Below are 25,475 nucleotides of genomic sequence, written 5' to 3'. Positions count from 1 at the left end.
CATGGCCAAGAGCCAGTTCATCCGCAGCAAGCCGCACGTCAACATCGGCACGATGGGGCACGTCGACCACGGGAAGACGACCCTGACCGCCGCCATCACGAAGGTTCTCGCCGACCGCGACCCGGCCTCCAACCGGTACGTGGCGTTCGAGGGCATCGACAAGGCGCCGGAGGAGGCCGCCCGCGGCATCACCATCACCATCGCGCACGTCGAGTACGAGACGCCGAGCCGGCACTACGCGCACGTCGACATGCCGGGCCACGCCGACTACGTGAAGAACATGATCACGGGCGCGGCCCAGGTCGACGGGGCGATCCTGGTCGTGTCGGCGCAGGACGGCTCGATGCCGCAGACCCGCGAGCACGTGCTGCTCGCCCAGCGGGTCGGCGTGCCGTACCTGGTGGTGGCGCTCAACAAGAGCGACGCGGTCGACGACCCGGAGCTGCTCGACCTGGTCGAGCTCGAGGTGCGGGAGCTGCTGAGCGAGTACGGGTTCCCCGGTGACGAGGTGCCCGTGGTGCGTGTCAGCGCGCTCAAGGCGCTGGAGGGCGACCCGAAGTGGGTCCAGTCCATCGTGGACCTGCTGGACGCGGTCGACGAGTACGTGCCGGTCCCGCCGCGCGAGCTCGGCGAGCCGTTCCTGATGCCGATCGAGAACGTGCTCACGATCAGCGGCCGCGGCACCGTGGTCACCGGCAAGATCGAGCGCGGCACGCTGCGCGTCGGCGACCCGGTCGAGGTCGTCGGGCTCGGGCCGACCATCGCCACGGTGGCGACCGGTCTCGAGACGTTCGGCAAGTCGCTCGAGACGGCCGAGGCCGGGGACAACGCGGCGATCCTGCTGCGCGGCATCAAGCGCGAGCAGGTGCAGCGCGGTCAGGTGGTGGCGGTGCCGGGAACAGTGACGCCGCACCGGAAGTTCGAGGCGCGGATGTACGCGTTGACGAAGGAGGAGGGTGGCCGGCACACGCCGTTCGCGACGGACTACCGGCCGCAGTTCTTCTTCCACACCACGGACGTGTCCGGCGGCATGGACCTCGGCGGCATCGACCTGGTGATGCCGGGCGACACGCTCGACAAGGTCGCGGTGACGCTGGGCAAGCCGGTGGCGCTCGAGGTGGGCGCGGGGTTCGCGGTGCGCGAGGGCAACCGTACGGTCGCCGCGGGCACCGTGACGGCGCTGCTCGACTGACGCAGTAGTAGGGGATGGCCCCGGCCGGCGAAGGCCGGGGCCATCTGTCGATCGGGCGGCGGCTTCCGATCGGGTGACGTGTCACTGCTTCGGGCGGGGAACCACGATGACGAGCAGCAGCAGCGGGATCACCACTGTCATGGTGACGGCCAGGCCGAGGTGTCCGGCGGCCCAGCCGATGAGTGCCGGGCCGAGCAGGATTCCGGTGTAGGTGAACGTGGTCAGCCGCGACACCAGGGCCGCGGTGGAGGCGCCGGGCAGCCGGCCGACGGCGCTGTAGGTCAGCGGCACCAGCACCGACGAGCCGAGCCCGGCCAGCGCGAACCCGGCCACCGCCACGCCCGGGTGCGGCGCCAGGACGGCCACGGCGAAGCCGCCCGCCGCGATCAGCGCGCCGATCCGGAACAGCCGGTTGCCGCCGCCGCGTCTGGTGAGCCGGTCGCCGGCGAGCCGGCCCAGGGTCTGGCCGCCCGTGTAGGCGGTGATCGCCACCGCGGCCAGGCTCAGCGAGGCGTTGCGCGCCTCGTGCAGGAAGATCCCGCCCCAGCCGAGCGCCGCGCCCTCGCAGATCATGAGCGCGGTGGCGGTCAGGCCGAGCAGGACCAGGGGACGGCTCCAGCCCGACCGCAGCGACACCGGGGCACCGGGTTCGGCTTTCGCGCGCCCGTTGTCCGGCAGCCACCGGGCGGCGGCGAGACCTCCGGCCAGCAGCAGAGCGCCGGTCGCGACGAGGTGCGCGGCCAGCGACACACCGAGGTGAGCCAGGGCGGCCGTGGACAGCGACGCGACGACCGCGCTCACGCTCCAGGCCGCGTGACAGCCGTTGAGGATGGGCCGCTTCGCCTCGCGCTCGACGGCGACCGCGCTCGCGTTCATCGCCGCGTCGGTGGCGCCGTGCACCCCGCCGAGCACGGCCGAACCGATCAGGTACCACTCCGGTCCGGGGGCGACGGCCAGACCGGCCAGCAGCAGCGGCATCACCGCGAGGGCGCCGCGCAGGATCGTCCGGGTGCCGAGCCGGGCTGCGAGCGGTCCGACGGCTTGCATGCACGCCAGCGCCGCCATCGCGAAGAGCAGCCCGGACAGCCCGAACCGGACGTCGCTCAGATCGTGAGTGGCCTTGAACGAGGGGGCTCGCACGATGTAGGTGGACAGCGTCAGGCCGTTGAGCAGGAACACTGCGGTGACGGCCCACCGGTCGCGCTGCACGCGTGCGGCGTGGCGGTGCGGGGCGAGCTGGCTGACGGTCACGCGGGCCTCCCGGTCTGCAGACGCGGACCCCGTATTCGTGGTCCATGTCTCCGACGAACGGCGCACCCCCGAATCGGACAACGGCTGCGGATTATCGTGGTCGGCGTGATGTTGCCGCTGCCTGAGGGCGAGTTCGACGCGTACCTGTTCGACTGTGACGGCACCATCGCCGACTCGATGCCGATCCACTACCAGGCCTGGCAACAGGCCCTCGAAGAGTGGGGCGCCGAGTTTCCGGAGGAGCTGTTCTACGCGTGGGGCGGCCGCACGCCGACCTCGGTGATCGCCGATTTGAACGCGCGGCAGGGGCTCGCGATGCCGGTCGGCGTCGTGGACGAGCGGCGGGAGCAGATCTTCCAGGAGCTGCTGCCCACCGTCGCGGCGGTGCCCGGGGTGCTTGAGCACATCGAGGACGCGTACGGGAAGGTGCCGTTCGCCGTCGTCTCCGGGAGCAGCCGGGAATCGGTGACCGCGTCGCTCACGACGCTGGGGCTGCTCGAGAAGTTCGAGGTGATGGTCTGCGCCGGCGACTACCTGAACGGCAAGCCGGACCCGGAGTGCTTCCTGATCGCCGCCAAGCTGCTGGACGTGGCGCCGAAGCGCTGCCTGGTGTTCGAGGACACCGACTTCGGCATGCAGTCCGCCGCCGCGGCCGGCATGTCAGCCGTACGGGTACCGCCACCGTGGCAGCGGCACCCGCGCATCAGCTCAGCTTCAGGTAATCGAGGTTGAAGCAGCCCGTCTCGCAGAAGAGCGTGACCAACTGGTCTCCCTGTTCGGGGCCATCTGTGTGGTAATCCCGGCGGTTCGCTTCCGCGCCGCGCCGGCGCGGTCGTGAGGGCCCCCTCGAACCGCAGTGACCCTGCGTGACAAGTTCGCGCGCAACGGTGACCGGTCAGACGCGAACCGCATGATGCGCCGGCGCCAAGAGCGCCGCCGTGAGCAGGACCGCGGTTCGTTCCTGCCATTCGTCCGGAGTCCACTGGCAGACGTCGGTGAACTGCAGGTAAGTCTCGGCATTGCTGAGAACGAAGGCGATGTCACGCGCCCGTTCCACGTCGAGGCCGGGTTTGAGGCTGCCACGCCGGGCGAGGAGGTCCACGAGAAAGCTGTGTGCCTCCCGTGTCTGAGTCTGGTTGGTCTCCCACTGTGCGGCCAGTTCCGGGTCCGTGCCGATGGCGCCGCGCACCACCCTCATCAGCGGGGCGACCCGGTCGAGGATGGCCCGGCTGGCGGCCAGCCAATGCGTGATGATTCGCACCGGATCGGTCTCCTGACGCATCTCCTTCACCCAGGGTCGTTCCAGCAGCGGAATGGGATCGTCGTCGCCGACCGCGGCGACGTCGAGTGCTTCCTTGAGCAACGTGCGCTTGTTGCCGAAATGGAAGTACACCGTCTGCACCGCGACGCCGGCCTCCTGGGCCACCTGTTCGAGCAGTGTCGCCCCGTAGCCGTGCGTGACGAATTGCGAAGCCGCCGCGGCGATGATGCGGCGGCGGGTCGCTCGTGTCTGCTCGGCCCGGCTGCGGCGAGGCTTGACAGATTCCGTCATTGGCTAGAGTCTACTCTAATAGCTCACTAGAGTTGACTCTAGCCAAAGGATCGACATGCCCGATCTGTCTGGAATCCACCATGTCAAGCTTCCGGTTTCCGACCTCAATCGCAGCCGGGACTGGTACACCTCAGTGCTCGGCCTGCGCGTCGAGATCGAATTCATCGAGGAGGGGGCTCTTCAAGGGCTCGCCCTCGCGGACGAGGAAGGCCGGCTACGCCTGGCTCTGCGACTCGATCCGGCGCGGGCGCAGGCCCTCTCCGGATTCGACCTGGTCGCCCTCGAGGTGTCCCAGCGGGAGGACGTCAAAGCCTGGCGGGAGCGGCTGGACGACCTGGGTCAGCCGCACGGCGGCCTGCTGACCGGACACAACGGCGGCTCCGTCCTGGTCGGACTGCACGACCCCGATGGCATCGAGATCCGGCTCTACGCCCAGTGACCGAAGGAGCGTTCATGACTGTCATCCGCGCCCACCCGACCCGATTGATCATCGACGGCGCCGAAGTCGCGTACACCGATTCCGGCGGCGAGGGCGAGCCGCTGCTGCTGATTCACGGCGGTGGTCTCGCCGACTGGCTCACGCCGCTGGCCGAAACACCCGCACTGGGGCATCACCGTGTGATCCGGATGATCCGGGCCGGCTACACCGACACGCCGCTCCCGCGACGCCTGGGCATAGCGGATCACGCTCGCCACGCCGCGACGCTGCTGCGGCAGCTGAACGCCGCACCCGCCCACGTCGTCGCTCATTCGTCCGGCTCGGCCATCGCTCTGCAGCTCGCCGTGGACAGCCCCACGTCCGTGCGCACGATCACGCTGTGCGAGCCGCCACTCGTGGACGCCCTGGCGGACCCCTCCGACCTGGGCGACCTGCACGCCGTCCTCGGCCCCATGATGGGCTCAGCGATGGCCGCCACCGCCCGTGGCGACCACGCCGAGGCCTTCGACGCCTTCATGACCGTCATCTGCGGGCCGGGATACCGCAGCGTCATGGAGGCCGCCCTCGGCGCCGGTCTCGTCGACGACGCAGCCCATCGCAGCGAGGACTTCTTCACCAGCGAGATCCCCGCCGTCAGCGCCTGGTCATTCGATCCGGCGGTGGCCTGTCCGGTCCTTCTGGTCCAGGGCGCCGACAGCCCGTCCCCCGTTTCGCGTCTGATCGCGAACGTTGCCGGCCGGCTCCCGGATTCCACGGTCGTCATCGTCGCCGACGCCGGCCATCTGATGCCGCTGACCGCGCCTGCCGAGCTCGGCGGGCACATCGAACATTTCTGCCGATCGCGCTGAGCCGGCGGAGCTTGCCGCCCTCGCCGTGAGCCGATGGCGTGCCCGGTGCGTGCACGGGTCGCCCGTCACCGGTCAGCGATCCGGGTCGCCTTCGCGGATGGCGGCGGCCAGGGACTTGAGGAAGTCGGGGTTGTCGTCGGGGGCCACGAAGATCGGGCGGGGACGCAGCGGAACCTTCGGAACCGGGCGGCCCTTGACGAACCAGGCGATGGCGCCGAACGGGGAGAGCAGCAGGATCGCGAACATCCAGGCGGCCCAGGGGGCGGTGCGGATCTCGTCCTCCCTGAGGCGGAGGCAGTCGACCAGGGCGATGATCACCAGCGCGAGGTCGAGCAGGAGCAGGAGGACGTAGACGCTTGCCATGCCTCGGAACGATCCCGGGGGTCGGGGCGGTCGGGCGGTCCCGGACGGGTGCTAAAGGGTGGCACCCGCCCGGGGCGCGGCGGAGCTACAGCACGTCGGCGAGTGCGGGCAGGTACCCGTACGTGTAGCCGGTGGCGTTGGGGTGGAAGGAGTTCTGCGGGGGGATGACCGTGAGGCCGTTCAGGTACGGGCGCGACGAGCAGATGCCGTGGCCGGCGAACTCGTCGCGGACGTCCGAGAACGTGAAGCCGGCGGCCTGAGCGCGGGCCTGGATGACGTCGTTGAGCACCTGTGCGCCCTCGTTGAGGGCCCGGCGCTTGGTCAGGCTCATGCCGGTGAGGCCGCACGTCGCCGACGAGGTGTCGAACAGGATGGGATAGCCGAGTACGACGACCTTGGCCTTCGGGGCCTTGCGCTTGATGGCCGCGTACGTCGAGTCGAGCTTGCCGGGCAGGGCGCCGGTGATGTCGGTGCGCGCGGCGGCGACCTTGGCGAGGCAGGCCGCGTCGCTGCCGACCTGGCAGCCGATCACCGTGGGCGCGAAGCCGGCGTCGTTGCCGCCGATCGTGATGCTGATCAAGTCGGCCCCGCTGCTCAGGAACGGGACCTGGAGGTTGCGGACGTCGCTGGTCACGGCTCCGCCGCAGCTGAGGTCGGTGAACGACTTCGGCTTGTTGCGGGCCGTCCACTGACCGGGATAGCCCTGCTTGCTGCGCAGGCAGAACACGCTCTGACCGGGCGCGCCGACGCCCGAGGAGTAGGAGTCGCCCAGCGCGACGTAGTCGGTCACGGCAGGGTCGACGGCCGCGGCGGCGGGCGCGGCCACGGCGAGCGACAGCAGGGACGAAATGACGAGACAGCCGAGAAGGGATAGACGCCTGCCCATCGAGTGGCCTCCGGTCCGTGGGGGAGAGGAAGCCGGAGCGCTCCGGTTACCGAACGGTAATTCAGGTCGCCGAGAAAAGAAACACGGTGACATTCCTGTTACGTGCGAGTAACGTACGTCGATGTGACCTGCGTCGATGTCTCGCGGTGAGCGGTCATTCACACGAGCACCACAGGCGATCTTCAGGCTGCCTTCAGCCCCCGCCGGTACCGTCTCCACATGGAAGAAGAACGGGCACGGCGGATCGTCGACACGCTGCGGGCGCGCAATGTCTTCGCCCATGTGAAACTGCCGCAGGCCGGCATCACTCAGTACGGCATCCGGGTCACGCTGCCCGACAGCCGCGAGGCGATCTGGGACAACGACGGCACGGCCGGTCTCGAGGCCCAGATCATGCGCAACGGGGTCCTGGTCGGCTTCGTGCCCTCGATTCCCGATTCCGAGAACTTCGGCGACGGCCAGATCATCGAGGCCATCGCCACCGCCGACTACGACCGCCCGGTGGGCCGGTCCATCCCGGCGAAACCCCGGCCCGCGACCGGTCGTCCGCCCTCGCCGGTCACCCTGGCCCAGCGCCTGCGCGGCGGCTTCCGCTCCTGACGCCACGCCGGTGGCCGGCCGGGCGTCCGAGGCTCACGGGTCGGGGCTGATCAGTTCGATCAGGCGGTCGAGCGCGACCGGCCACAGCTCCGGCGTCAGATTGGCCAGCAGCGTCTCGGCCAGGCTCTGGGCGACCATGTCGATCTGCTCACGCAGCACCGGGTCGTCCGGCATCGGCAGCGCCTCCGGCGGCAGCGGCGCGGCGGCCACAGGCGCCGGCGCGAGGTCAACCGCGGGTTCGGCCGGCTGCGTACCGAAATCGGCCGGCAGATCTTCAGACGCGCCTACCAGGTGCAGGTGGCCGGTGGCCCGGGTCAGCGCGGTGTAGAGCAGCCGATGCCCGCGGGGATCGTCGTCGACGATGAAGCCCGGCTCGACCACGATCGCCGCGTCGAACTCCAGGCCCTTCGCCTCGTGCGGGCTCAGCAGGGTGATCGCGGGCCCTCGCTCGTCGCCGGGAGCCGTACCCCAGGGAAGATCTTCCGACCGCAGCGCCGCCTCGATCTCGTCGCGGCAGCGCGCCGGGCAGATGACCGCGACCGAACGCCCGTCGGCGGCGTGGTCGGCCGCGGCCGCCACCACGACAGCCGCCCGCCCGGCCGGCTCGACCGGCGCGATCACCGGGTCGGCCGGCCCGTCCCGCACGGTCGTCGGCGGCTGGACGCTGGGCGCGGCGGTGGGCAGCAACTCGGCGGCCAGTTCGAAGATCTGACGCGGGATGCGATAGCCGAAGTGCAGCTCGCGGTGCACGTGCGGCATCTCGGAGGGCAGGTGCGCGAGCACGTCGTGCCAGTCGTCGCGGGCCCACGGGCCGGTCGACTGGGCCATGTCGCCGATCACGGTCAGCGAGCCGTTGGCCGAGCGACGCGACAGCGCCCGCAACTGCATGGGGGAGAGGTCCTGCGCCTCGTCGACCACCACGTGCTCGTACGTCTGAGGCTCGATGCCGGACACGTGCTCGGCCTCGTCGAGCAGGGGCAGGTCGGCCTCGCTGAACGGCGGCTCCTCGTCGGTCCCCCGGAACAGCGCGTCGATCTCGCGGTCGGTGAACTCGCCCTCGGCCGCCGCGGTCAGCATCAGGCGCGAGGCGAACAGCTCGGACAGGAAGGTCGTCGCCTCGAACTCCGGCCACAGGCGGTCGGCCAGCATGTCGGCCGCATCGAGAATCAACCGCGGGTCCTGCGTACCGGCTACGAGCGCCGCCCGTAGCAGGCGCCGCCGGTCACCCGCGGTCGCCTCGCTCGCCTTGGCCGTGGTGATCACCCGCTCGACCGTGGCCGGGTCGAGGCGCACCGCCCGCCCGCGGATCGTGAGCACGGGCGGGATGGCCCGCTGCCGCGCCCGGTGCTTCTCGATCGCCCGGCCGATCAGCCCGGCCATCCGCGCCTCGCCCTTGAGCCGGGTCACGTGCGGGGCTTCCGGCCGGCCGGTGACCGCCTTGGGCAGCAGCCCGTCGATCGAGCTGTGCGCGACCCCCTCGTGTCCCCAGCTCTCGAGCAGCGCGCGGGTGCGCCGGGCGAACGCGTGCGACGGCCCGACCACCAGCACCTCGGTCGCGCCCAGGCCGTATTCGGGTTCGTCGAGCAGCCAGGCCACCCGGCGCAGCGCGGTGTCCGTCTTACCGGTGCCCGGGCCGCCCTGAATGATCAGCACGCTTTCGGGCGCGGTGCGGATCAGCTCGTCCTGGGCGGCGCCGATGGTCGCGGACCAGTCGCCGGCCTCGGCCAGCAGCGGATCCTCCGGCGCCCCCGGGCGGGTCAAGGTCAGCTGCCTTCGAGCGGCACTTCGAGGCGTACGCTGCCCCGCAGGTCGAGATAGACCCGGTCGGGCGCCCGTACGACGCGCAGCACCACGTCCGAACAGTTCGGGCAGCGTGCCACCAGTCCGGGCGACTGGTGCCACACCATGAGCGTGGCCACCGCGTCGGTGTGGGTGCAGCCCGCGCACATGTAGCGGGCCACCGTCACGTCGACCGCGAAGATCTCGCGCAGGTCGCCGGCCATGGCGTTGCCGTCGAGCGCGGCTCCCCTGGGCCCGGGTTGTGTCACGACGTCCCTCCGAAGCGTTCGGTGCGGATCCGGCGCGGGTCGTGGCCGAGCGCGACCAGGATGTCCGCGGCCGTCTCGACGAACGTCGTCGGACCGCACACGAAGCAGTCGGGTGCGAAGTCCGGCGGCCAACCGTACGTGTTCAGGGCCGCCACGTCGATCCTCTTCGGTTCAGAGGGCCAGTTGTCCGGCGTCTTACGCGTGTAGACGTAGTGGACGTCGAGGCCGGCGTCGTCGCGGACACGTCGGCGCAACTCGTCCGCGTAGAGCAGGTCTTCCGGCGTACGCACCGAGTAGATCAGCCGGAACGGCTGCTTGGCGCCGGCCATCGACCGGGCGCGCACCATCGCCATCAGCGGCACCACGCCCGAGCCGCCGCCGATCAGCAGCACCGGCGCCGGTTGGGTGTCCCGCCAGACGAACCAGCCGCCGACCGGGCCGCGCAGCTCGATCTGGTCGCCCGCCTCGACGGTGTCGGTCAGATAGGGCGAGACCTCGCCGTCGTCGAGCCGCTGGACGGTCAGCTCGACCTTGCCCTCCGGATGGGGCCACGCCGAGGCGATCGAATAGCTCCGCTGCGCGCGGTAGCCGTCCTCGGCGGTCAGGCGCACGTCGACGTGCTGGCCGGGCAGGTGGCCCGGCCAGTCCGGAACGTCGAGCACCAGCGTGCGTGCTGTCGGCGACTCCCAGTGGGCTGCGGCAACCGTCGCAGCCCGCCAGATCAGTCGCCCTGATACCGCTGTTCGCGCCATGGGTCTCCGTACATGTGATAGCCGGCGGCCTCCCAGAAACCGGGGTCATCATCGGGCATCAGCTGCACGCCGTTGACCCATTTCGCCGATTTCCAGAAATACAGATGCGGAATGAGGAGCCGGGCCGGGCCGCCGTGCTCGGGCTCGAGATCCTCACCATCGAACTTGTACGCCACCCAGGCCTTGCCGTCGAGCAGATCTTCCATCGGTACGTTGGTGGTGTACCCGCCGAAGCTGTGGACCATGGTGTAGTCGGCCGCCGACTCGACGTCGGCCAGCAGGGTGTCGAGCGAGACGCCACGCCAGGTGGTGCCCAGCTTGGACCACTTGGTGACGCAGTGGATGTCGACCGTGACGTCCTCGGCCGGCAGCGCCTGGAACTCCGTCCAGTTCCAGCTCGTCTTCTCGCCGGTCTCCGTGGTGACGGTGAAGCGCCAGCGATCGAGCGGGATGCGCGGGGTCGGCCCGGCGGAAAGCACCGGGAAATCGTGGGTGAGGTACTGGCCGGGCGGCAGGCCGGGCACCGACTCACGCCGCCGGCCGCCGAATCCCCTGGAAATGATGCCCATGGGTGTTGAGTAAACCGGATGATCTTCGCGTTAGACAGCGCTCAGAGCCGGATCACGTCGCTTGTGGCGCCCGACACGACAACGCGGTGCTCCACACCGGGGACAAGTCCGTCGAAACGCGCCACCTTCGTCGCAGGATAGGTGAGGACGGTAGTCCACCCGTCCCCGTCGTGCCGCTGGATCTGGACGGGCACGCTCTCGACGCCGATGACGAACACGAAGAGGCGGCCGGGGCCGGGTCGGACCAGGCGGACGATCGGCGCCGCCGGGGTCGGTGTGGCCTCGGCGGGGACGCGCGGGGTTGGAGTGGGCGTCTTGGTCCCGGGTGACTGAGGCGTATCGCTTCGGGGCGGCGTGGTGGTCGCGTGCGGCGAGGGCGTGTCGCCCGCGGGCGGCGTGTTGCTCTCGGACGGCGGCGTGTCGCCTCCGCGCGGCGCTTCACTGCCGTACGGCGAGGGCGTGTCGCTTCCGGGTGGCGTGTTGGTCGTGTGCGGCAATGGCGCGCCGACCGTCGGCGTCGTGGCGGTTGCGGGCGGCGGCGTGATCGTCTGGGTGGGCACGGCCTCCGACGGGCTCGGGCGTGCGGGGGTCAACGTGGCGAACGCCGCGGCGGCGTCGAGGCGGCCCGCGCCGAAGTCGTCATCGCGGCCCGGCTCGCCCAGGTCGACGGCCGACTCGGTCACGGCGCGTTCCACCTCGTCCGGTGTGAGACCACGGTCGGCGCCCTTGAGCAGCGCGGTCAGGGCGGTCACGTGCGGGGCGGCCATCGACGTGCCGCTCATGCGGACATACCGGTTGCCGGGGTACACGCTGGTGATCTCGCTGCCGGGAGCGGCCACGTCGATGTAGCCGCCGCGATTGGAGTAGGCGGCCACGGCGTCGTCCGAGGCGGTGGCCGCAACCGCGATCACGCCCGGGTCGGCGGCAGGGAAGGCGGTCGGGCTGCCCGTCCGGCGCGAGTTCCCGCCCGCGGCCACCACGACAACACCCTTGCTGCGCGCGTACGCGACCGCGTTCGTCACCGCGCCGACCTGCGAGGTTGCGCTGACCGAGAGGTTGATGACGTCGGCGCCGTGCTCGGCCGCGTATGCGATGCCGTTGGCCACGTCCGACATGTAACCGTTGCCGTTCGCGTCGAGCACGCGTACGGGGAGGATCTGAGCGTCCGGAGCCATCCCCGCGATGCCCACGCCGTTGCCGGTCAGGGCGGCGACCGTGCCTGCCACATGGGTGCCGTGACCGTGCGGGTCGACCGCTGTGCCCTCGGTGCCGGTGATGAAATCCGCGCCTGGAAGCACGTGGCCGGCGAGGTCGGGGTGTGACGCGTCCACGCCGCTGTCGACCACGGCCACGGTCACTCCGGCGCCGGTCGAACGCAGCCACGCGCCGTCGGCCCGCACCCGCGCGAGATCCCACTGCATGGGCAGCAGCGGGTCGGTGGCGGCCACCGACACCGGCACGTCGGCCTCGACGCTGATCGCACCGGGGGCGTGCTGCCCCGCAACGACCAGGGCTGAGGCAGTGTCACGGTCGGTGGCGGTGCGGACCGACACGGCGGGGCGGCCGCCGCGGTCGATCGAGGTGCTCACGACGCGTACGGGACGGGTCTGGGAGACGACGGCCGGGAGCAGACTCTCTGGCTGCACCCGCAGACCGTGCGTGACCGGCTGCCACGCCGGCTCGCCAGGCTCAGGCAGGGCCGCCACTACCCCGCTCGCCACCGCACCGAGCACCAGAAGACCCGCACCGAGTTTCTTCACGTTTGACCTGCCCTTTCGTCGACCTTCGATCTGGCAGTTCGGATCGGTCGGGTGCGGGGAAAGGCAGCGATTCGGTGCGAATCGGTGTCGGGCGTTTTCGTCAGTTCTGTCCGTCCCAGGTGGCAGCATGGACCCGATGTCGGACGACCACGGGAACCTGCGCGTGATGACTGTGCACGACGAGAACGGCTTCTACCGCTCGGGAATGCGGGAAAAGCGCATCCAGCGGCGCAAACAGCTCGGGGTGGCGGTGGCCGGCCTGGCCGTGTTCGGCGCGGCGGGACTGTTCGCTGTTCAGGCCGTCGATCTCGTCGAGAACACGGCCGCCCTGGAACTGCCGGTTGCCGGACGGTCGTCTTCCTTGCCTTCGGCCTCTTCTACTGGTTCGCCCTCGGAGTCCCGGACCTCTGCGGCCGCGCCGGCACCGGTGCCTGGGAAAGCGACCCGGGCCGCAGTGCGGCAGGAGGCAAGTCCGACGCCTGCCCCGACGCCTACCCCGTCCCCGTCCGCGTCTCGGACGGCCGCCGCGGCACTGGTGAACCGCCACGACGAGGACGCGGCAGGCGGGACGATCCGGGTGACGTCGGCCCGTTTCGACCTCACCGGGGAGCCGGAACTCGCGCTGGTGGGCGACAAGGGCTGGCGGGTGGGGCGCGCGCGGTGCACCCGGACCGTGCGGAATTCCCCTGGCGACCGCCCGCGGGCGGCGCCTTCGACGATGGTGTGCTGGCGGGTGTCGCCGGAACGCAGCGTGATCACTGTCGCTGTCACCGGGCAGGGGCGGCCGTCTTCGCGGGAGAGCGTGGCGGCCCTCGTACGGGAGTGGGCCCGGTTGGGCTGAGAAACGGTCAGCTTGCCGGTCCCGTACGGGCCGGTGATCCCGACCGAGCCCCGCCTTGTCCGAGCGGACGACTACGGCCCCGGAACCGTGAGGTCCCGGGGCCCGTTTCGTGTCGTCTGCGCTTCTTAGCCGATCTTGACGGTGGCGGTGGTCAGGCCGGCCACCTTGGCCGTTGCGGGGAAGACGACGCGGACCGTCGCGCCGGACGGAAGCCTGGTCACGGTCGTCGTACCCGAAGAGGCGGTGAAGCTCCTCACGGTGACCCACTTGTTCTTCGCGTACTGCTGAACTGCGGCCTTCCGCGTCGGCCCCGACGTCTTGACCGTGAGCTTGCGCGCGGCCGGGCTCTTCACCGTTGCCGACGAGCGGACCGTGAACGAGGTGACAGCCGACGTCGTCGCGCCGGACGTGTCGGTCGCCAGCGCCGTCAGGCGGACCTGGAAGTGCGCGGTCGCCTTGATCTGCACGCTGAGCTTGCCCTTGGCGTCTGTGGTGAACCGGGTCCAGCTGGTCGCCGACGAGCCGGTGGCGTTGACGCCGATCTGCACCGGCTTACGCGCCCAGGCGGCGTTGCCAGCGGTCACCGTGTATGTGATCGTGGCCGCGCTGCCGTAGACGACGGACGTGGACGGGGTCGCGACCTGGATGACCGGGTTGACCTTGGGCGCCGGCGTGGTCCTGCTCGGCGTCGGGGCCGGGCTGCTTGTCGTCTTGCTCGGGGTGGGCGTTGGGCCGACGGTCGTCGGCGTCGGCGTCGGCGTCGGGCTGGTGGACGGGGTAGCCGGCGTCGGTGCCGTGGTGGGGACGGTTGTGGTCGGGGCCGTCGTAGGCACAGTCGTGGCCGGGCTGGAGGTGGTCGGGTTCGGGGTCGCCGGGCTGGGGGTCGCCGGGCTCACCACCGCCAGCGCGGCGGCGGCGTCGATCCGGCCGTTCCCGAAGTCGTTGTCGAAGCCCTTCGTGCCCAGGTCGACGGCGGAGGTCTCGAGCGCGCTCTCCACCTGATCCGGCGTGAGCGTGGGACCGGCCGCCTTGAGCAGCGCCGCCACCCCGGCCACGTGCGGCGACGCCATCGAGGTGCCGCTCATGCCCGCGTACCCGTTCTTGCTCCCCAGGGCCGTCGGGTAGGTGCTGAGAATGCTCGAACCCGGTGCCGCCACGTCGACGTAGCTGCCCGCGTTCGAGTAACTGCCCACCCTGTCGGCCGAGTCGGTCGCCGCCACGCCGATGACACCGGCGTCGGCTGCCGGGTAGTTGGTCGGACTACCGTTCGCGCGGTCGTTGCCCGCCGCCGCCACCACGACAACACCCTTGCTGCGGGCGTACGAGATGGCGTTGCTGACCGCCGTAACCTTGGACCTGGACCCCAGGGACATGTTGATGACGGAAGCCCCGTGGTCGGCGGCCCAGACGATCCCCTCAGCGGTGTCCGACATGTAGCCGGAGCCGTTGGCCCCCAACACCCGTACGGGCATGATCTTCGCGTCGGGCGCGATACCGCTGATCCCCACGCCGTTGCCGGTGACGGCCGCGATGGTCCCCGCCACGTGCGTGCCATGCCCGTTGGGGTCGGTGGCACCACCGTTGGCGTTGGCGACGGCGTCGTAACCGGCCACCACGTTGCCCGCCAGATCGGGGTGATCGCCCGCCACGCCGGTGTCGAGCACGGCAACGGTCACACCCGCCCCGGTCGACTTCTGCCAGGCGCCAGCCACGGAGATCTTGCTGAAGTCCCACTGCTGGCTGCGGTAGGTGTCGCTGCCGGTGGGCACGTCGGTGGCCGTGGCGATCGCGTCGAGCTCGACGCCGACCGCATTGGCGGCCGACTGCCCGGCCTCGACGGCCTTGGTGGCCGCCGTCTTGCTGGTGGCGGTCGTGACCTTGATGACCGGCTTGCCGGCGGCGTCGAGGCTCGTCGTCACCACCCGTACGGGCTCCTGCGTCGACACGGTGGGCGGCAGAATCTGCTCGGGCATCTCGGCCAGGTTGTAGGTGGCCGGCCGCCACTCGCTCGCCGACGTGACGGTGGCGGGCAGGGCGATCGCGGCGCCGCCGGCAACCGCGCCGATCGCAAGTGCGCCCACCGCATAGCGGCGCAGGTGCTTCTTCATCGTCGTCCTCCCGTTGTGTGGTCGAGGACAACGGTCGGCATGCGATTCCGGTCAGGCAGAAGACCGGCGGGTGCAGTTCGGTAGTTTGCTTCCCTGCGCCGCCTCCAGGCGCGACCTCGCTCGGCGTTCCGGGGATCGAGCCGGACGGGTTCGGGCTCCAAGGCTGGGAAAGCCCGGGAACCTGGAGGGCCTGCCGCTTCGGCCGGCCGGGCGGATCGGTGGCAGAGTCCCTCCAGGTTCAGATCGGTTGCGTCTGCCCTCTGATGCTGCGAGATCCCTTCGTAAGGTCGTCGTTTTGAGCATATTTGTCCCCTCGGCTGAGACGATGAAAATTCGGGCTCGTTTCCGCGGGCCAAGCCGTACAACGTAGGGATCGCACAATGAGCGTTCAGGACGACGATCGGCCTGGCGACGACAGCGTCTACCAGGCCACGCCGACCGGCCGCCAGAAAAAGCGCCGCACGCGGATAGCGGTCGGGGCTGTCAGCGCGGCCGCGGTGCTCGGAGCCGGGGTGTATCTGGTGACCGCGCGGGCCGCCGACCGTGACGACGACACGGTCGCCCGGGACACCGGCGCCGTGGCGCCGATGGCGACCGCTGACTCGATCACCGAGTCGACAGAGGCTTCGATCGAGCCTTCGGCGAGTGCCTCCGGCTCGACCTCGGCCTCGCCTTCGCCGCGTACGAGCACGGCGCGGACGGCCCAGATGGTCGACCCCGAGGTGAAGAGGAAGATCGATGAGGCACGCGCCAAGGCGGCCGAGGACGGCTTCCCGCTGAAGCGGCCGGTGACGGCGGCGCCCGGGGTGAAGGCGGCGACGGGACCGGTCAACGAGCGGACCGAGAAGACCTCGGAGGGCAGCGTCCGCATCGTGTCGGCGAGGTTCGATCTGACCGGACAGCGGGAACTTCTTTTGGTGGCGGACAAGGGGTTCGCTGTGGGCGGCGCCCGGTGCACGCAGCAGGTTCGCTTCAGCAGCGGCGAGGAGCCGCAGGAGAGGCCCTCCATGCTGCTCTGCTGGCGCACCTCCGACTCCCGCAGCGTCGTCACCATGGCCGTGGCCGGGCAGGGGAAGCCGTCGACGGATGTGAGCTTGGCCGTCCTCGAAAAGGAATGGGCAAAGCTGGTCTGACGCCCGTCAGACTTACTGAACGGCGGCCCGGAGAAATCTCCGGGCCGCCGTTATCGCAATGCCGAGGTAATTAGTACGGGGCCACCGTGAAGGTGGCGCCGCTGTTGACGATCGACGCCTTCGCTTCGTCCGCGGTGGCGGCGGGAAGGCCGTTGGCCACCACGCTCACCGTGTATGTGCCCTCCCCGGCGTCGGCGGCGCTCGCCGCGCCGGTGCCTGCGGTGACGCCGATGTCGTCCTTCAGGTTCAGCGTGCACACGAGTTCTGTGTCAGTAATGACCAGAACGTTCAGGCACTCCTCCACTCCGTGGTTGGCCCCCGGGACGTACGCGCCGTCGGTGAGTAGGACGTGCGAGTTGGCGTCCGACGGAGTGCTACCCGTCGTCGTGATGAACGTCAGCCCCCGGAACCCCACCCCGTTGATGCTGAGCGCGACGGAAGTGTCGGCCGGCGTGGTGTTCGGCGTGATGGTCGCGCCGTTGCTGTAGCTGAAGGGAATCGGATTGTCAGGGAGCGTGAGTGGATCGGCATCGTCCACCAGGCCGTTGTTGTCGGGGTCCAGGCTGGAGACCGAGCCGCCGGGAGTGGTGACGACGACCGCAAGGTCGGTTCCCGCGCCCCGCGCTCCCGTGGTGCCGGTGATGCTGGTGCCGTTCGCGTTGACCTTGACCCCGGTGAGCGCCGTGCCGCCGACCGTAACCGTGTTGCCGGTGGCCGTAGTGGCGAAGCCCGTGCCGTTGATCGTGATCGATTGGCCACCGAGCGCCGGGCTGCTCGCCGGCGTGACTCCCGTGATCGTCGGCCGGGTCGCGATCGTGTACGACGCCGTCGCGAGCAGAGTGCTGGTCGTGGTGCTGGTCGAGTCGTAGGCGCAGACGTTGAACTTCGCACTGGTCTGCGCGGCCTGCAACGTCAGGCCCGTTGGGACGCTGAACGCGATCTTGGCGGTGCTGATGCGCTGGACGGCCGGTGCGTCCACGTAACCGGCATTGTTGACGCCGGCGGTAGCCGCAACCACGGCCGGTGTCTGGTACAGGGTTCTGCAGGACGCCGCCGTCCCGCTGCCGCTGAACTGGAACTGTACGACCGGGGTGGTGCCGTCTGCGAACGGCCCGGTCGCGTTCGCGGCCACATTCACCGTTCCCGTCACGGCGTTGCCGCCGCCGCTGGGGCCGGCGGTGGAGCTGAGGATCATGGGCACCGGGGCCGCGAACGCCGGGGTAGCTCCGGCGGCGATCACTGCTGCGGTGACGGCGCCGGTGGCGATGCCGGCCCGAAGGAGCCGCCGACCGGTGCTGGGGTGCGTTTTGCTCATGCGAGGTCCTCCTACGGTCCGCAGACCGCGTCGGTTCGATTCGGTGGGCCTGTGTCAGGAGCGTCAGGCCGTCTCGTCAGGGAGCGTAGGCCGCGCAATTACGGATAGTTACTGATACTGAGAAAATTAGATGATTTATCGCATCAATTTATGTCAGAGCATCCATATGCGCTTGCTGCCCGTGGCATTCGTGGAAGCATCGGTGCGTGGCTCGGCATGACGGTGCGGAGGTCGCCGAACATCGTGGCCGGAGGAAGTGAACATGCGCGAGTGGATGGGGGTGACCGGCGGCCGACGGCTGGCCGGTGGGCTCGCCGCGGCTCTCGTGATGTGCGGTGGTGCGCTGTTGACCACACGTGCCGGCAACAGCACCCCCGTGTCCGAACAGGCTGCGCCAGCCCCCAGCGTGTCTGTCCGGCCGAGCGTGCCGCCGGATTACCGGGCGACGCTGCCGGAAGGCGTCGAAGTGGTCCAGAAGTGGTCGCTGGCCTCGAACGGCAAGCTGATGCGCATCTACTCGGCCCGGCGTGATCTGACCGGCTTCCGGGAGCTGCGGTGGGTGGCCGAAGAGGGGCGGCGCGAGGGCGGCGCGCGCTGCACTCAGCGGATCCGCCTGAGCGCCGGAGAGCCTGTCCAGGAGAAGCCGACCTTGTTGCTCTGCTGGCGCACGAGCGCCCGGAAGAGCGTCTACACCGTGCTGGTCGACACGAACCGGAAACCATCGGTCCGGGAGAGCGTGACGCAGCTCGACCAGACCTGGAAACGGCTCTCCTGACTGCCTCGGCGCGTCATATGTCAGTCCATTCGAAATGCGGCGGCTCCCGTCGGAGCCGCCCATTTGCGCTGCTGCCGAATGCATTTCGCGCTGTCCCGAAATAGCCCGTCGGCAAACGTGAAGAATCAGATAACTCACAGCTTTGAAGCTGTTACGTTCAGCTACGCATCCCGGGTGTGGGCGATCCAGCCAGCGAGATCGTGCGCCCGCCGTCAATGGTGACAACCGGAGGAGAACCGGCAATGCCCGTCAAGAAATCCCTCGGCAGGCCACTCGCCCAGATAGGGCTGGTAACTGCCGTGGCAGCTACCACGGTGGTCGGCCTCGCCACCCCGAGTTACGCGATCGGCGACGTGTTGACGTCGGTCGTCCCGGCGCGTGGTCCGAGCGGCGGTGGCAACACGATCGTCCTCACCACGCCCGGCGCAGATTACACCGCCAGTCCCAGCGTCCAGTTCAGCTGGACGACCTGTGCGGACAGCAGCCCCGCTGCGGCTGACCCGGCAGCGAATGCCACCGCCCCGTACGCGCTTACCGCGGGCATCGTGAACGCAACTCCGACGATCCTCGGCAATGCGAAGCAGCTTTCGGTGACGGTGCCCTCCAGTATCGCGCTGCTCACCTCGCAGACCACCGCCACCTGGAACGTGTGCGTCTATGCCGCGGCGGGCACCGCACAGACCCTGCTTTCGAAGGGCACATACACGATTCAAGGCCAGGGCCTGTCGCTCAGCAGCAACTACGGCCCCAGCGGCGGCGGCAATCAGATCCAAGGCACCGTCCCGGGCACGCTGCCGACGAGCGGCCTGAGCGTTCAGTACCAGTACGTGGCTTCGACCCCCGCGAACGCCTGGTGCACCGCGAATCCGCAGACCGTGGCGGCGCCGGCGGCGACCGCGGGCTCTCCGCCGCCCCAGACCGCGGGCGTCATCGCGGGGACCGCCACGGTCTCCAGCGGGAAGCTCAACCTCACTGTGCCGGCCGCGGTGGCGCTGACCACCAGTCCGGCGCAGAGCTCGGCCCGGTACAACGTCTGCGTCTACAGCGGCGCGGGCCTGACCGCCCCGCTCGTGGCGGGCACGATCACGCCGTACACGATCGCCGGCAAGGTGCTGAATCTGAACACCACCAAGGGTCCGATCGGCGCGGCCTCGACGGTGCTCGCGACCCTGCCGGGCAACGCGACCTTCTCCGCCGGGGCCACCGCCTCGATCCAGTTCGCCGGCACCGGCACCCGGGGCGGCTGCGCCGCGACTTACCTCGCTGGTGAAGGGCTTGCGGGATCCCTCGCCAACGGCCAGACCGCGGGCGTCGTCATCAGCACGGATGTGCGGAACCTGGGTGATCGGCTGTCGATCACCGTCCCGTCCACCGCTGCCGCCTACGCCGAGCAGGCCAGCGCCCCGTACAACGTCTGTGTCTACAGCGGTAGCTCGATCGGCACGAGCCCGCTGGTCGCCGGCACGACGACGCCGCTGGTGCTGGCCAACCCGGCCACGATCACGGCGGTCACGCCGACCGCCGGCAACGCCCAGGGCGGCACCGAGATCACGGTCTTCGGTACGAACTTCAGCAAGGACATGACCGCCACGGTCGGCGGTTCCGACCTGAAAATCACCTCGGTCGCTGACAACGGCACCAGCTTCGTGGCGGTCGCGCCTGCGCACGCCGTCGGCGGTCCGTTCGCCATCACGGTATCGACCCCGGGTGGCACGGTGAACGCCACCGGCCTGTTCAGCTACACCAACGGCATCACGGTCAGCCCGAACACGGCGCCGAACACCAAGCTCTCCGCCTCGGAAATCAGCATCAAGGGTACCGGCTTCTCCAGCCTGACCTTCGTGCCCGGCGGCAGCGATACCAACGGCACCACCCCGAACGCGGCCAGCCCGCACGTATACCTGGTGCGTGGCCAGTACGACGAGGAAGGCACCGCAGGCACCACCTTCAAGGCAAACGGTCAGACCGCCGAATGCCTCAACGTCCTGCCGCTCGGTGACACCGAGCTGCTCTGCTCGCTGTACCTGGCCGGTAACGGGCCGACTCCGCAACCCAGCACCGCGGCATGCGCCACCTGCGCCGTCGCGGCCGTTGGCGGTGGTACCAACGTGATGACCAGCACGACTGCCTTCACCCGCAACATGGTCGGCATGACGGTAACCGACACGGGCGCTAAGATTCCGGCTGGCACCACCATTGTCTCGGTCACGGACGCCAGCACGGCGATCTTGTCCAACGTGGCCGACCCGGCCGGCGCTGCCGCCACCACGATCACGCTGAACCAGGCGAAGACCTTGAACGGCACGACCGCCACCACTGCAGGGTCCACGACTCTGACGGCGACCGGTCTGCTTGCCGATACTGATATCGGCCGCACCATCGTCGGGCCCGGCATTCAGGCCGGCACGACGATCGTCAGCCAGAATGCGACTAATACCGCGGTGCTGTCGAAGCCGGCGACCTCGGACGCCCTCACCGCGGCCAGCTTCACCATCGGTGGTTACCAGGTGCCGACCGGCACCTACACGGTGACCGTGGTCAGCAGCGGCGCCACCGACGCGGCCGACGTTGTCGGCGGCAACTACCAGCAGTCGATCATCTCGAGTGGTTCGACCTTCACGGTCGCCAACTACTGATCCAGCCCGGTTCGCCGATCGCGAGCCAAGCGACTGCCCGGGACCTCAGGTCCCGGGCAGTCGCCTTTTTGTTCCTGCCTGCTGCCCTTGGCACCGCACGGACGTTCGCTGCTATGTTATTCTCAGACCAAGAAATACTCGGTCCGAGATTAACTGGTAGGTGGTTGAAGTGCGGGACGAGATCGAGTTCCTGGCCGGGTACGACCCCGGGTCATACCCGGCCGTCGCGGTCACCGTCGACGTCGTCGCACTGACCGTCCGGGACGGTCAGCTCTGCGTCCTCCTGGTCGAGCGTGGCGAGCAACCCTTCGCCGGCCGCCGCGCCCTCCCGGGCGGCTTCGTCCGGGACGAGTCGCTGGACGCCGCCGCTCTCCGTGAGCTTGCCGAGGAGACCGGCCTCCGCCCCGGCGAAGGGCCCCTCGCTCGCGTCCACCTGGAACAGCTCCAGACCTACGGCGACCCAGGTCGCGACCCCCGAATGCGGGTGTTCTCGGTCGCGTATCTTGCATTTGCGCCGAGCCTTCCCGATCCGCGAGCCGGCTCGGATGCCGCTAACGCCTACTGGACCCCGATCGAGCGGGCCACCGGCCTCGCCTTCGACCACGACGCGATCGTCGCCGACGGGCTCGACCGGGCTCGGGCCAAACTCGAGTACACCCCACTGGCCACGGCCTTCGTCGGTGGCGAGTTCACAATCAGCGAGCTGCGGGCGGTTTACGCCGCGGTCTGGGGCGAGGACCTCCACGCCGGCAACTTTCACCGCAAGGTGCTTTCCGTGCCGGGCTTTGTCGAGAGCACAGGCGAGACCGCGGCCCGCGGCGGCGAACGCGGTGGTCCGAAGGCCAAGCTCTACCGGGCCGGCGACGCTCAGCTGCTGCACCCGGCGCTGCTGCGGCCCACCCGCGAGGACGGTGTCCGATGATGTTCGCAGAGGCCGTTGCTCGGATCGAGCGGGCCGGCAGCTTCGCCGAGCTGGGGGAAGGGGAGGCGGCCTACCGCGCGTACGCGAAGGCCGTACACCCGGACGCCGTGACCGGCGCGCAGAGCGCGGCCGCCAACCGGGCCTTCGCGCAACTGTCGAAGCTCTACGAACAGTGGAGCCGGCAGGTGGCCGTCGGGGACATCGCCGACCTGATCACCGACCCGCGCGGGCTGCTCAAGATCCCGCGCAGCCCGGCCGACAGCGACCTGATGGCGGCCGAGGCGACCGCGTTGACGGCGCTGCGCGACCACGGGGATCCGAAGTACCGGCCGTACGCGCCGAAGCTGATCGAGAGTTATCTCCACGAGGGCGCGGAGCGTAAACGGCGGCGGGTGAACGTTCTGCAACGGCTGATCGGGTTCGTGCCGCTGAGTGACCTGCGACGACAGATCGATCCCCGGGACGTGGCCTGGATGTGGCGGCGGCTGCTGGTCGGGCTCGGTTGGGCCCACCGGGCCGGCGTGATCCACGGGGCGGTCCTCGCGGAGCACGTGCTCATCCACCCCGAGAAACACGGTCTCGCGCTGGTCGACTGGTGTTATTCCGGCCCGCACGTCAAGGCGATCGTCGCCCGGCAACGGGATGCGTACCCGCCTGAGGTTCTCCGGGAGAAAACCGCCGGCCCGGCCACCGACATCTACATGGCCACCGGGTTGATGACCCGCCTGATCAAGGACCCGCCCAAACAGCTGCGGAGGTTCGCCGACGGCTGTTCCTACGACAAGCCGCGCATGCGACCGCAGGACGCGTGGCGGCTGCTCGGCGAGCTCGATGAAGTCCTGCACAGCCTGTACGGGCCGCGGACCTTCCGGCCCTTCACGATCTGAGGAGAAAGACATGGGAAGCGGACGCTGGTCGACCGACGTGTACACCGCAGCCGACAACTATCGCCGGGCCACCGGTGCGAGCGCCTTCGCGTACAGCGACAGTGGCGCCCGTAAGGCACACCCTGCCCTCGACCCCAGGGGCGTGGCGAAGCGGGAGAGCCGCGACAACGAAGAGCACCCCTTCAGTACGCCCATCGCCGTGCTCTTCGACGTCACGGGCTCGATGGGCGGGGTGCCGCGGGTGCTGCAGACCAAGTTGCCGCAGCTGCTGGGGCTGTTGACCCGCAAGTCGTACGCGACCGATCCGCACATTCTGTTCGGGGCGGTCGGGGACGCCAGCTGTGACCGGGTGCCGCTGCAGATCGGGCAGTTCGAGTCGGACAACCGGATGGACGACGACCTGGCCCGCATCGTGCTCGAAGGGGGTGGCGGCGGTCAGATGATGGAGTCGTACGAGCTGGCCATGTATTTCATGGCGCGGCACACGGCGCTCGACTCGTTCGAAAAGCGCGGCCGCCGCGGCTACCTGTTCCTCATCGGTGACGAGATGCCGTACGCGAAGCTCAAGCCGCGCGAGGTCGAGAAGTTCCTCGGGGAGCGCGCCGAGAAGATGAGCACCGAGGCCATCGTCGCCGAGCTGACCCGCACGTACGACGTCTACTACCTGCTGCCGACCGCGGCCGGTCACGGCGGCAACCGTGACGTGCTGAAGCGGTGGCGGGAACTGCTGGGACAGAACGTGCTCGAGCTCGACGACCTGGACGCGGTGTGCGAGACGATCGCCCTCACGGTGGGTCTCGGCGAGGGCACCATCGACCTCGACGCGGGGCTCGACGATCTGGTCGACTCCGGGTCCACACACCGCGGGACGGTCGGCAAGGCGCTGGCTCCGCTGCAGCGTGGCGGCGTCGTCCGCAAGAATCAGCTGCCGATCGGCACCACGGGTTCGGGGAACGAGCGGCTGTGACCGAGCACGTCGCGGTGGTCGACCTCGGCTACGGGGATGCCGGCAAGGGCACCGTCGTGGACGCTCTGTGCGCCCGGGAGCAACGCAGGGCGGTGCTGCGCTTCAACGGGGGCGCGCAGGCCGCGCACAACGTGGTCACCGAGGACGGCCGGCAGCACACGTTCGCGCAGTTCGGGTCGGGCACGCTGCGGGGCGTCCCGACCCACCTGACCCGGTTCATGGTGGTCGATCCGCTCACGCTGGCCGCCGAGGGGGCCGCCCTCGGCAACCCGTACGAGCTGCTCACGGTGGACGGGGATGCGCTACTGGCCACCCCCTGGCACCGGGCGGCCAACCAGCGACGCGAGCGGGAGCGGGGCGGGGACCGTCACGGATCGTGCGGCCTGGGCGTCGGGGAGACCATGGCGTACGCGCTGAGTCACGCCGACGCCCCGCGCGTCTCCGACACCCTTTCCCGTACGAGGTTGCGCCGCCGGCTGGCCGAGGTCGAGTCCCGCCTCGGGCCCGCCGGCGTGCCGCTCGACGACGTGCTGGAGGCGTTCCTGGCGTTCGGCCGCACGGTGCCGATCGTCTCCGGCTACGAGGAGAAGCTGCTGCGTGAGGGGCCGTGCGTCTTCGAGGGGGCGCAGGGTGTGCTCCTCGACGAGTGGCGGGGGTGGCACCCGCACACGACCTGGTCGACGACCACGTTCGACAACGCGGCCGCGCTCTGCGACTCGTTCCGGCGGCTCGGAGTGGTGCGTACGTACACCACCCGGCATGGGGCGGGACCGTTCGTGACCGAGGATCCGGCGCTCGACCTGCCCGAGGGGCACAACGCGACGGGGGAGTGGCAGGGCGCCTTCCGGGTGGGGCACTTCGACGCGGTCGCCCACCGGTACGCGATCGAGGTGGCCGGCGGTGTCGACGGGCTCGCGGTCACCCACCTCGACGTCCCGGACCGCTGCCCGGCGCTGCGGATCTGCGAGTCGTACACCCTGGACGGCGAGCCGTGGACCCGGATCGAGCCGGGACCCGCTCGCGATCTCGATTACCAGGCGGCGCTCACGTCCCGCCTCAACCGGGCCGGACCGGGCGTGCTGCGGCGGCCGGACGACTGGGCCGGGGCCATCGAAGACCTTCTGTCCGCCCCGGTGGTGGTCGAGTCCTATGGGCCCTCGGCGGCCGACAAGAAGACGGTGAATCACATCTATTAGGTGCGGCTAACCTAAACAAACAAATTCGTGGTGTGGTTTCGGCATTTCCGGGAAATGGTTTATCGTCGAGCCGACGGGTTGACGAAAATGGAGGCGATGATCCCATGACGCAGATGCTGGAAATGCCCCGCGTTCAGACGTGCACCGCGACGAGCTGTGGCTACAACAACGGTGGGTGCACCGCCTTCGCGGTCACCATCGGCAGCGCCATCTCGGCCGAGTGCGACACCTACGTGTCGGGTGACAAGGGTGGCACAGGTAAGGCTCTTGCGCAGGTGGGGGCGTGTAAGCGCGCCGACTGTAAGCACAACGCCGACCTCGAGTGCCACGCCCCGGCCATCGTCGTAGGCGAGTCCGGCGAGAAGGCCGACTGCATGACGTACGAAAAGGCCTGATCGATTGTCGTTATTTGCGCCCGCCGTTGCTCCCGAGCAA

General features: G+C 69.7%; 25 protein-coding genes. 14 read left to right on the top strand and 11 right to left on the bottom strand.

Annotated features, from left to right (window positions below):
- The first annotated feature begins 1 nt into the window (after position 1).
- Positions 2 to 1,192 (top strand): elongation factor Tu, encoded by a 1,191-nt coding sequence (gene tuf, locus LXN57_RS40200; protein ID WP_251803556.1) that lies wholly within the window; start codon positions 2 to 4, stop codon positions 1,190 to 1,192.
- An 81-nt stretch (positions 1,193 to 1,273) separates the two neighbouring features.
- On the opposite strand, the gene LXN57_RS40195 is transcribed toward tuf, so the two are convergent.
- Complete coding sequence (locus LXN57_RS40195) at positions 1,274 to 2,443, bottom strand: MFS transporter (RefSeq protein WP_251803555.1); 1,170 nt, start codon at positions 2,441 to 2,443, stop codon at positions 1,274 to 1,276.
- Between the two features lie 108 nt (positions 2,444 to 2,551).
- On the opposite strand from LXN57_RS40195, the gene LXN57_RS40190 reads away from it, so the two are divergent.
- Entirely contained in the window at positions 2,552 to 3,175 is a 624-nt protein-coding gene (locus tag LXN57_RS40190) for an HAD family hydrolase (RefSeq protein ID WP_308206697.1), read from the top strand.
- 163 nt (positions 3,176 to 3,338) lie between these two features.
- Here LXN57_RS40190 and LXN57_RS40185 read toward each other — a convergent pair whose 3' ends face one another.
- Positions 3,339 to 3,995, bottom strand: a complete 657-nt coding sequence (locus tag LXN57_RS40185; protein WP_251803553.1) for a TetR/AcrR family transcriptional regulator — start codon at positions 3,993 to 3,995, stop codon at positions 3,339 to 3,341.
- Positions 3,996 to 4,050: 55 nt separating this feature from the next.
- Between LXN57_RS40185 and LXN57_RS40180 the strand changes: the two genes are divergently transcribed.
- Both LXN57_RS40180 and LXN57_RS40175 read left to right on the top strand, forming a co-directional pair.
- Positions 4,051 to 4,434 carry a VOC family protein gene (locus LXN57_RS40180; protein WP_251803552.1) on the top strand — a complete coding sequence of 128 codons (384 nt, stop codon included), beginning with the start codon at positions 4,051 to 4,053 and terminating at the stop codon, positions 4,432 to 4,434.
- 14 nt (positions 4,435 to 4,448) lie between these two features.
- The gene (locus tag LXN57_RS40175; protein WP_251803551.1) at positions 4,449 to 5,282 is read left to right on the top strand and encodes an alpha/beta fold hydrolase; all 834 of its coding nucleotides are present in this window, start codon (positions 4,449 to 4,451) and stop codon (positions 5,280 to 5,282) included.
- A gap of 72 nt (positions 5,283 to 5,354) precedes the next feature.
- On the opposite strand, the gene LXN57_RS40170 is transcribed toward LXN57_RS40175, so the two are convergent.
- Both LXN57_RS40170 and LXN57_RS40165 read right to left on the bottom strand, forming a co-directional pair.
- Positions 5,355 to 5,645, bottom strand: coding sequence for a PLD nuclease N-terminal domain-containing protein (locus tag LXN57_RS40170; protein ID WP_251803550.1), 291 nt, complete (start codon positions 5,643 to 5,645; stop codon positions 5,355 to 5,357).
- 85 nt (positions 5,646 to 5,730) lie between these two features.
- The gene (locus tag LXN57_RS40165; RefSeq protein WP_251803549.1) at positions 5,731 to 6,531 is read right to left on the bottom strand and encodes an SGNH/GDSL hydrolase family protein; all 801 of its coding nucleotides are present in this window, start codon (positions 6,529 to 6,531) and stop codon (positions 5,731 to 5,733) included.
- Between the two features lie 219 nt (positions 6,532 to 6,750).
- Here LXN57_RS40165 and LXN57_RS40160 point away from each other — a divergent pair, with 219 nt between their 5' ends.
- On the top strand, positions 6,751 to 7,131 hold the full coding sequence (locus LXN57_RS40160) for a hypothetical protein (RefSeq protein WP_251803548.1): 381 nt from the start codon (positions 6,751 to 6,753) through the stop codon (positions 7,129 to 7,131).
- A gap of 33 nt (positions 7,132 to 7,164) precedes the next feature.
- Here LXN57_RS40160 and LXN57_RS40155 read toward each other — a convergent pair whose 3' ends face one another.
- From LXN57_RS40155 to LXN57_RS40135, 5 genes are read right to left on the bottom strand one after another with little or no spacing between them, the layout of a single operon-like run.
- Positions 7,165 to 8,892 (bottom strand): UvrD-helicase domain-containing protein, encoded by a 1,728-nt coding sequence (locus tag LXN57_RS40155; RefSeq protein ID WP_251803547.1) that lies wholly within the window; start codon positions 8,890 to 8,892, stop codon positions 7,165 to 7,167.
- 2 nt (positions 8,893 to 8,894) lie between these two features.
- Entirely contained in the window at positions 8,895 to 9,179 is a 285-nt protein-coding gene (locus LXN57_RS40150) for a DUF6510 family protein (protein ID WP_285904723.1), read from the bottom strand.
- The gene (locus LXN57_RS40145; RefSeq protein WP_251803545.1) at positions 9,176 to 9,931 is read right to left on the bottom strand and encodes a ferredoxin reductase; all 756 of its coding nucleotides are present in this window, start codon (positions 9,929 to 9,931) and stop codon (positions 9,176 to 9,178) included. Before LXN57_RS40145 ends, LXN57_RS40150 begins: the two co-directional genes overlap by 4 nt.
- On the bottom strand, positions 9,901 to 10,500 hold the full coding sequence (locus LXN57_RS40140; RefSeq protein ID WP_221377750.1) for a sulfite oxidase-like oxidoreductase: 600 nt from the start codon (positions 10,498 to 10,500) through the stop codon (positions 9,901 to 9,903). The genes LXN57_RS40145 and LXN57_RS40140 overlap by 31 nt, the downstream gene beginning before the upstream one ends.
- Positions 10,501 to 10,541: 41 nt before the next feature.
- On the bottom strand, positions 10,542 to 12,146 hold the full coding sequence (locus tag LXN57_RS40135; RefSeq protein WP_251803543.1) for a S8 family serine peptidase: 1,605 nt from the start codon (positions 12,144 to 12,146) through the stop codon (positions 10,542 to 10,544).
- 241 nt (positions 12,147 to 12,387) lie between these two features.
- On the opposite strand from LXN57_RS40135, the gene LXN57_RS40130 reads away from it, so the two are divergent.
- The gene (locus LXN57_RS40130; RefSeq protein WP_251803542.1) at positions 12,388 to 13,101 is read left to right on the top strand and encodes a hypothetical protein; all 714 of its coding nucleotides are present in this window, start codon (positions 12,388 to 12,390) and stop codon (positions 13,099 to 13,101) included.
- Between the two features lie 125 nt (positions 13,102 to 13,226).
- Here the strand turns inward: LXN57_RS40130 and LXN57_RS40125 are convergent, their stop codons facing one another.
- Complete coding sequence (locus LXN57_RS40125; protein WP_251803541.1) at positions 13,227 to 15,209, bottom strand: S8 family peptidase; 1,983 nt, start codon at positions 15,207 to 15,209, stop codon at positions 13,227 to 13,229.
- 380 nt (positions 15,210 to 15,589) lie between these two features.
- On the opposite strand from LXN57_RS40125, the gene LXN57_RS40120 reads away from it, so the two are divergent.
- Positions 15,590 to 16,342, top strand: coding sequence for a hypothetical protein (locus LXN57_RS40120; protein WP_251803539.1), 753 nt, complete (start codon positions 15,590 to 15,592; stop codon positions 16,340 to 16,342).
- Between the two features lie 70 nt (positions 16,343 to 16,412).
- Here LXN57_RS40120 and LXN57_RS40115 read toward each other — a convergent pair whose 3' ends face one another.
- A complete protein-coding gene (locus tag LXN57_RS40115) occupies positions 16,413 to 17,657 on the bottom strand; it encodes an IPT/TIG domain-containing protein (protein ID WP_251803538.1) in 1,245 nt (414 codons plus the stop codon).
- Between the two features lie 256 nt (positions 17,658 to 17,913).
- Here LXN57_RS40115 and LXN57_RS40110 point away from each other — a divergent pair, with 256 nt between their 5' ends.
- The 7 genes from LXN57_RS40110 to LXN57_RS40080 all read left to right on the top strand — a co-directional run bounded on the left by LXN57_RS40110 (position 17,914) and on the right by LXN57_RS40080 (position 25,435).
- On the top strand, positions 17,914 to 18,432 hold the full coding sequence (locus LXN57_RS40110; RefSeq protein ID WP_251803537.1) for a hypothetical protein: 519 nt from the start codon (positions 17,914 to 17,916) through the stop codon (positions 18,430 to 18,432).
- 299 nt (positions 18,433 to 18,731) lie between these two features.
- Positions 18,732 to 21,068, top strand: a complete 2,337-nt coding sequence (locus tag LXN57_RS40105) for a beta strand repeat-containing protein (RefSeq protein ID WP_251803535.1) — start codon at positions 18,732 to 18,734, stop codon at positions 21,066 to 21,068.
- Positions 21,069 to 21,237: 169 nt separating this feature from the next.
- Positions 21,238 to 21,990, top strand: a complete 753-nt coding sequence (locus tag LXN57_RS40100) for an NUDIX hydrolase (RefSeq protein ID WP_251803533.1) — start codon at positions 21,238 to 21,240, stop codon at positions 21,988 to 21,990.
- Positions 21,987 to 22,877, top strand: a complete 891-nt coding sequence (locus LXN57_RS40095) for a molecular chaperone DnaJ (RefSeq protein ID WP_251803531.1) — start codon at positions 21,987 to 21,989, stop codon at positions 22,875 to 22,877. The genes LXN57_RS40100 and LXN57_RS40095 overlap by 4 nt, the downstream gene beginning before the upstream one ends.
- Positions 22,878 to 22,887: 10 nt before the next feature.
- Positions 22,888 to 23,844, top strand: a complete 957-nt coding sequence (locus tag LXN57_RS40090; RefSeq protein WP_251803530.1) for a hypothetical protein — start codon at positions 22,888 to 22,890, stop codon at positions 23,842 to 23,844.
- Positions 23,841 to 25,040 (top strand): adenylosuccinate synthetase, encoded by a 1,200-nt coding sequence (locus tag LXN57_RS40085; RefSeq protein ID WP_251803528.1) that lies wholly within the window; start codon positions 23,841 to 23,843, stop codon positions 25,038 to 25,040. Before LXN57_RS40090 ends, LXN57_RS40085 begins: the two co-directional genes overlap by 4 nt.
- 104 nt (positions 25,041 to 25,144) lie before the next feature.
- Positions 25,145 to 25,435 carry a DUF1540 domain-containing protein gene (locus LXN57_RS40080; protein ID WP_251803525.1) on the top strand — a complete coding sequence of 97 codons (291 nt, stop codon included), beginning with the start codon at positions 25,145 to 25,147 and terminating at the stop codon, positions 25,433 to 25,435.
- Positions 25,436 to 25,475: the final 40 nt, after the last annotated feature.

Source organism: Paractinoplanes hotanensis, assembly GCF_023717965.1.
In the GTDB taxonomy this organism is placed as follows: Bacteria; Actinomycetota; Actinomycetes; order Mycobacteriales; family Micromonosporaceae; genus Actinoplanes; species Actinoplanes polyasparticus.
The sequence above is the reverse complement of the archived record's forward strand: the minus strand, read 5'-3'. Positions and strand labels throughout refer to the sequence as shown.

Excerpts from the sequence above, each read along its gene's own strand:
- tuf (WP_251803556.1), top strand. The coding sequence starts at position 2 with ATGGCCAAGAGCCAGTTCATCCGCAGCAAGCCGCACGTCAACATCGGC.
- LXN57_RS40190 (WP_308206697.1), top strand. The coding sequence starts at position 2,552 with ATGTTGCCGCTGCCTGAGGGCGAGTTCGACGCGTACCTGTTCGACTGT.
- LXN57_RS40185 (WP_251803553.1), bottom strand. The coding sequence starts at position 3,995 with ATGACGGAATCTGTCAAGCCTCGCCGCAGCCGGGCCGAGCAGACACGA.
- LXN57_RS40180 (WP_251803552.1), top strand. The coding sequence starts at position 4,051 with ATGCCCGATCTGTCTGGAATCCACCATGTCAAGCTTCCGGTTTCCGAC.
- LXN57_RS40175 (WP_251803551.1), top strand. The coding sequence starts at position 4,449 with ATGACTGTCATCCGCGCCCACCCGACCCGATTGATCATCGACGGCGCC.
- LXN57_RS40170 (WP_251803550.1), bottom strand. The coding sequence starts at position 5,645 with ATGGCAAGCGTCTACGTCCTCCTGCTCCTGCTCGACCTCGCGCTGGTG.
- LXN57_RS40165 (WP_251803549.1), bottom strand. The coding sequence starts at position 6,531 with ATGGGCAGGCGTCTATCCCTTCTCGGCTGTCTCGTCATTTCGTCCCTG.
- LXN57_RS40160 (WP_251803548.1), top strand. The coding sequence starts at position 6,751 with ATGGAAGAAGAACGGGCACGGCGGATCGTCGACACGCTGCGGGCGCGC.
- LXN57_RS40145 (WP_251803545.1), bottom strand. The coding sequence starts at position 9,931 with ATGGCGCGAACAGCGGTATCAGGGCGACTGATCTGGCGGGCTGCGACG.
- LXN57_RS40140 (WP_221377750.1), bottom strand. The coding sequence starts at position 10,500 with ATGGGCATCATTTCCAGGGGATTCGGCGGCCGGCGGCGTGAGTCGGTG.
- LXN57_RS40130 (WP_251803542.1), top strand. The coding sequence starts at position 12,388 with ATGGACCCGATGTCGGACGACCACGGGAACCTGCGCGTGATGACTGTG.
- LXN57_RS40125 (WP_251803541.1), bottom strand. The coding sequence starts at position 15,209 with ATGAAGAAGCACCTGCGCCGCTATGCGGTGGGCGCACTTGCGATCGGC.
- LXN57_RS40120 (WP_251803539.1), top strand. The coding sequence starts at position 15,590 with ATGAGCGTTCAGGACGACGATCGGCCTGGCGACGACAGCGTCTACCAG.
- LXN57_RS40115 (WP_251803538.1), bottom strand. The coding sequence starts at position 17,657 with ATGAGCAAAACGCACCCCAGCACCGGTCGGCGGCTCCTTCGGGCCGGC.
- LXN57_RS40095 (WP_251803531.1), top strand. The coding sequence starts at position 21,987 with ATGATGTTCGCAGAGGCCGTTGCTCGGATCGAGCGGGCCGGCAGCTTC.
- LXN57_RS40090 (WP_251803530.1), top strand. The coding sequence starts at position 22,888 with ATGGGAAGCGGACGCTGGTCGACCGACGTGTACACCGCAGCCGACAAC.
- LXN57_RS40080 (WP_251803525.1), top strand. The coding sequence starts at position 25,145 with ATGACGCAGATGCTGGAAATGCCCCGCGTTCAGACGTGCACCGCGACG.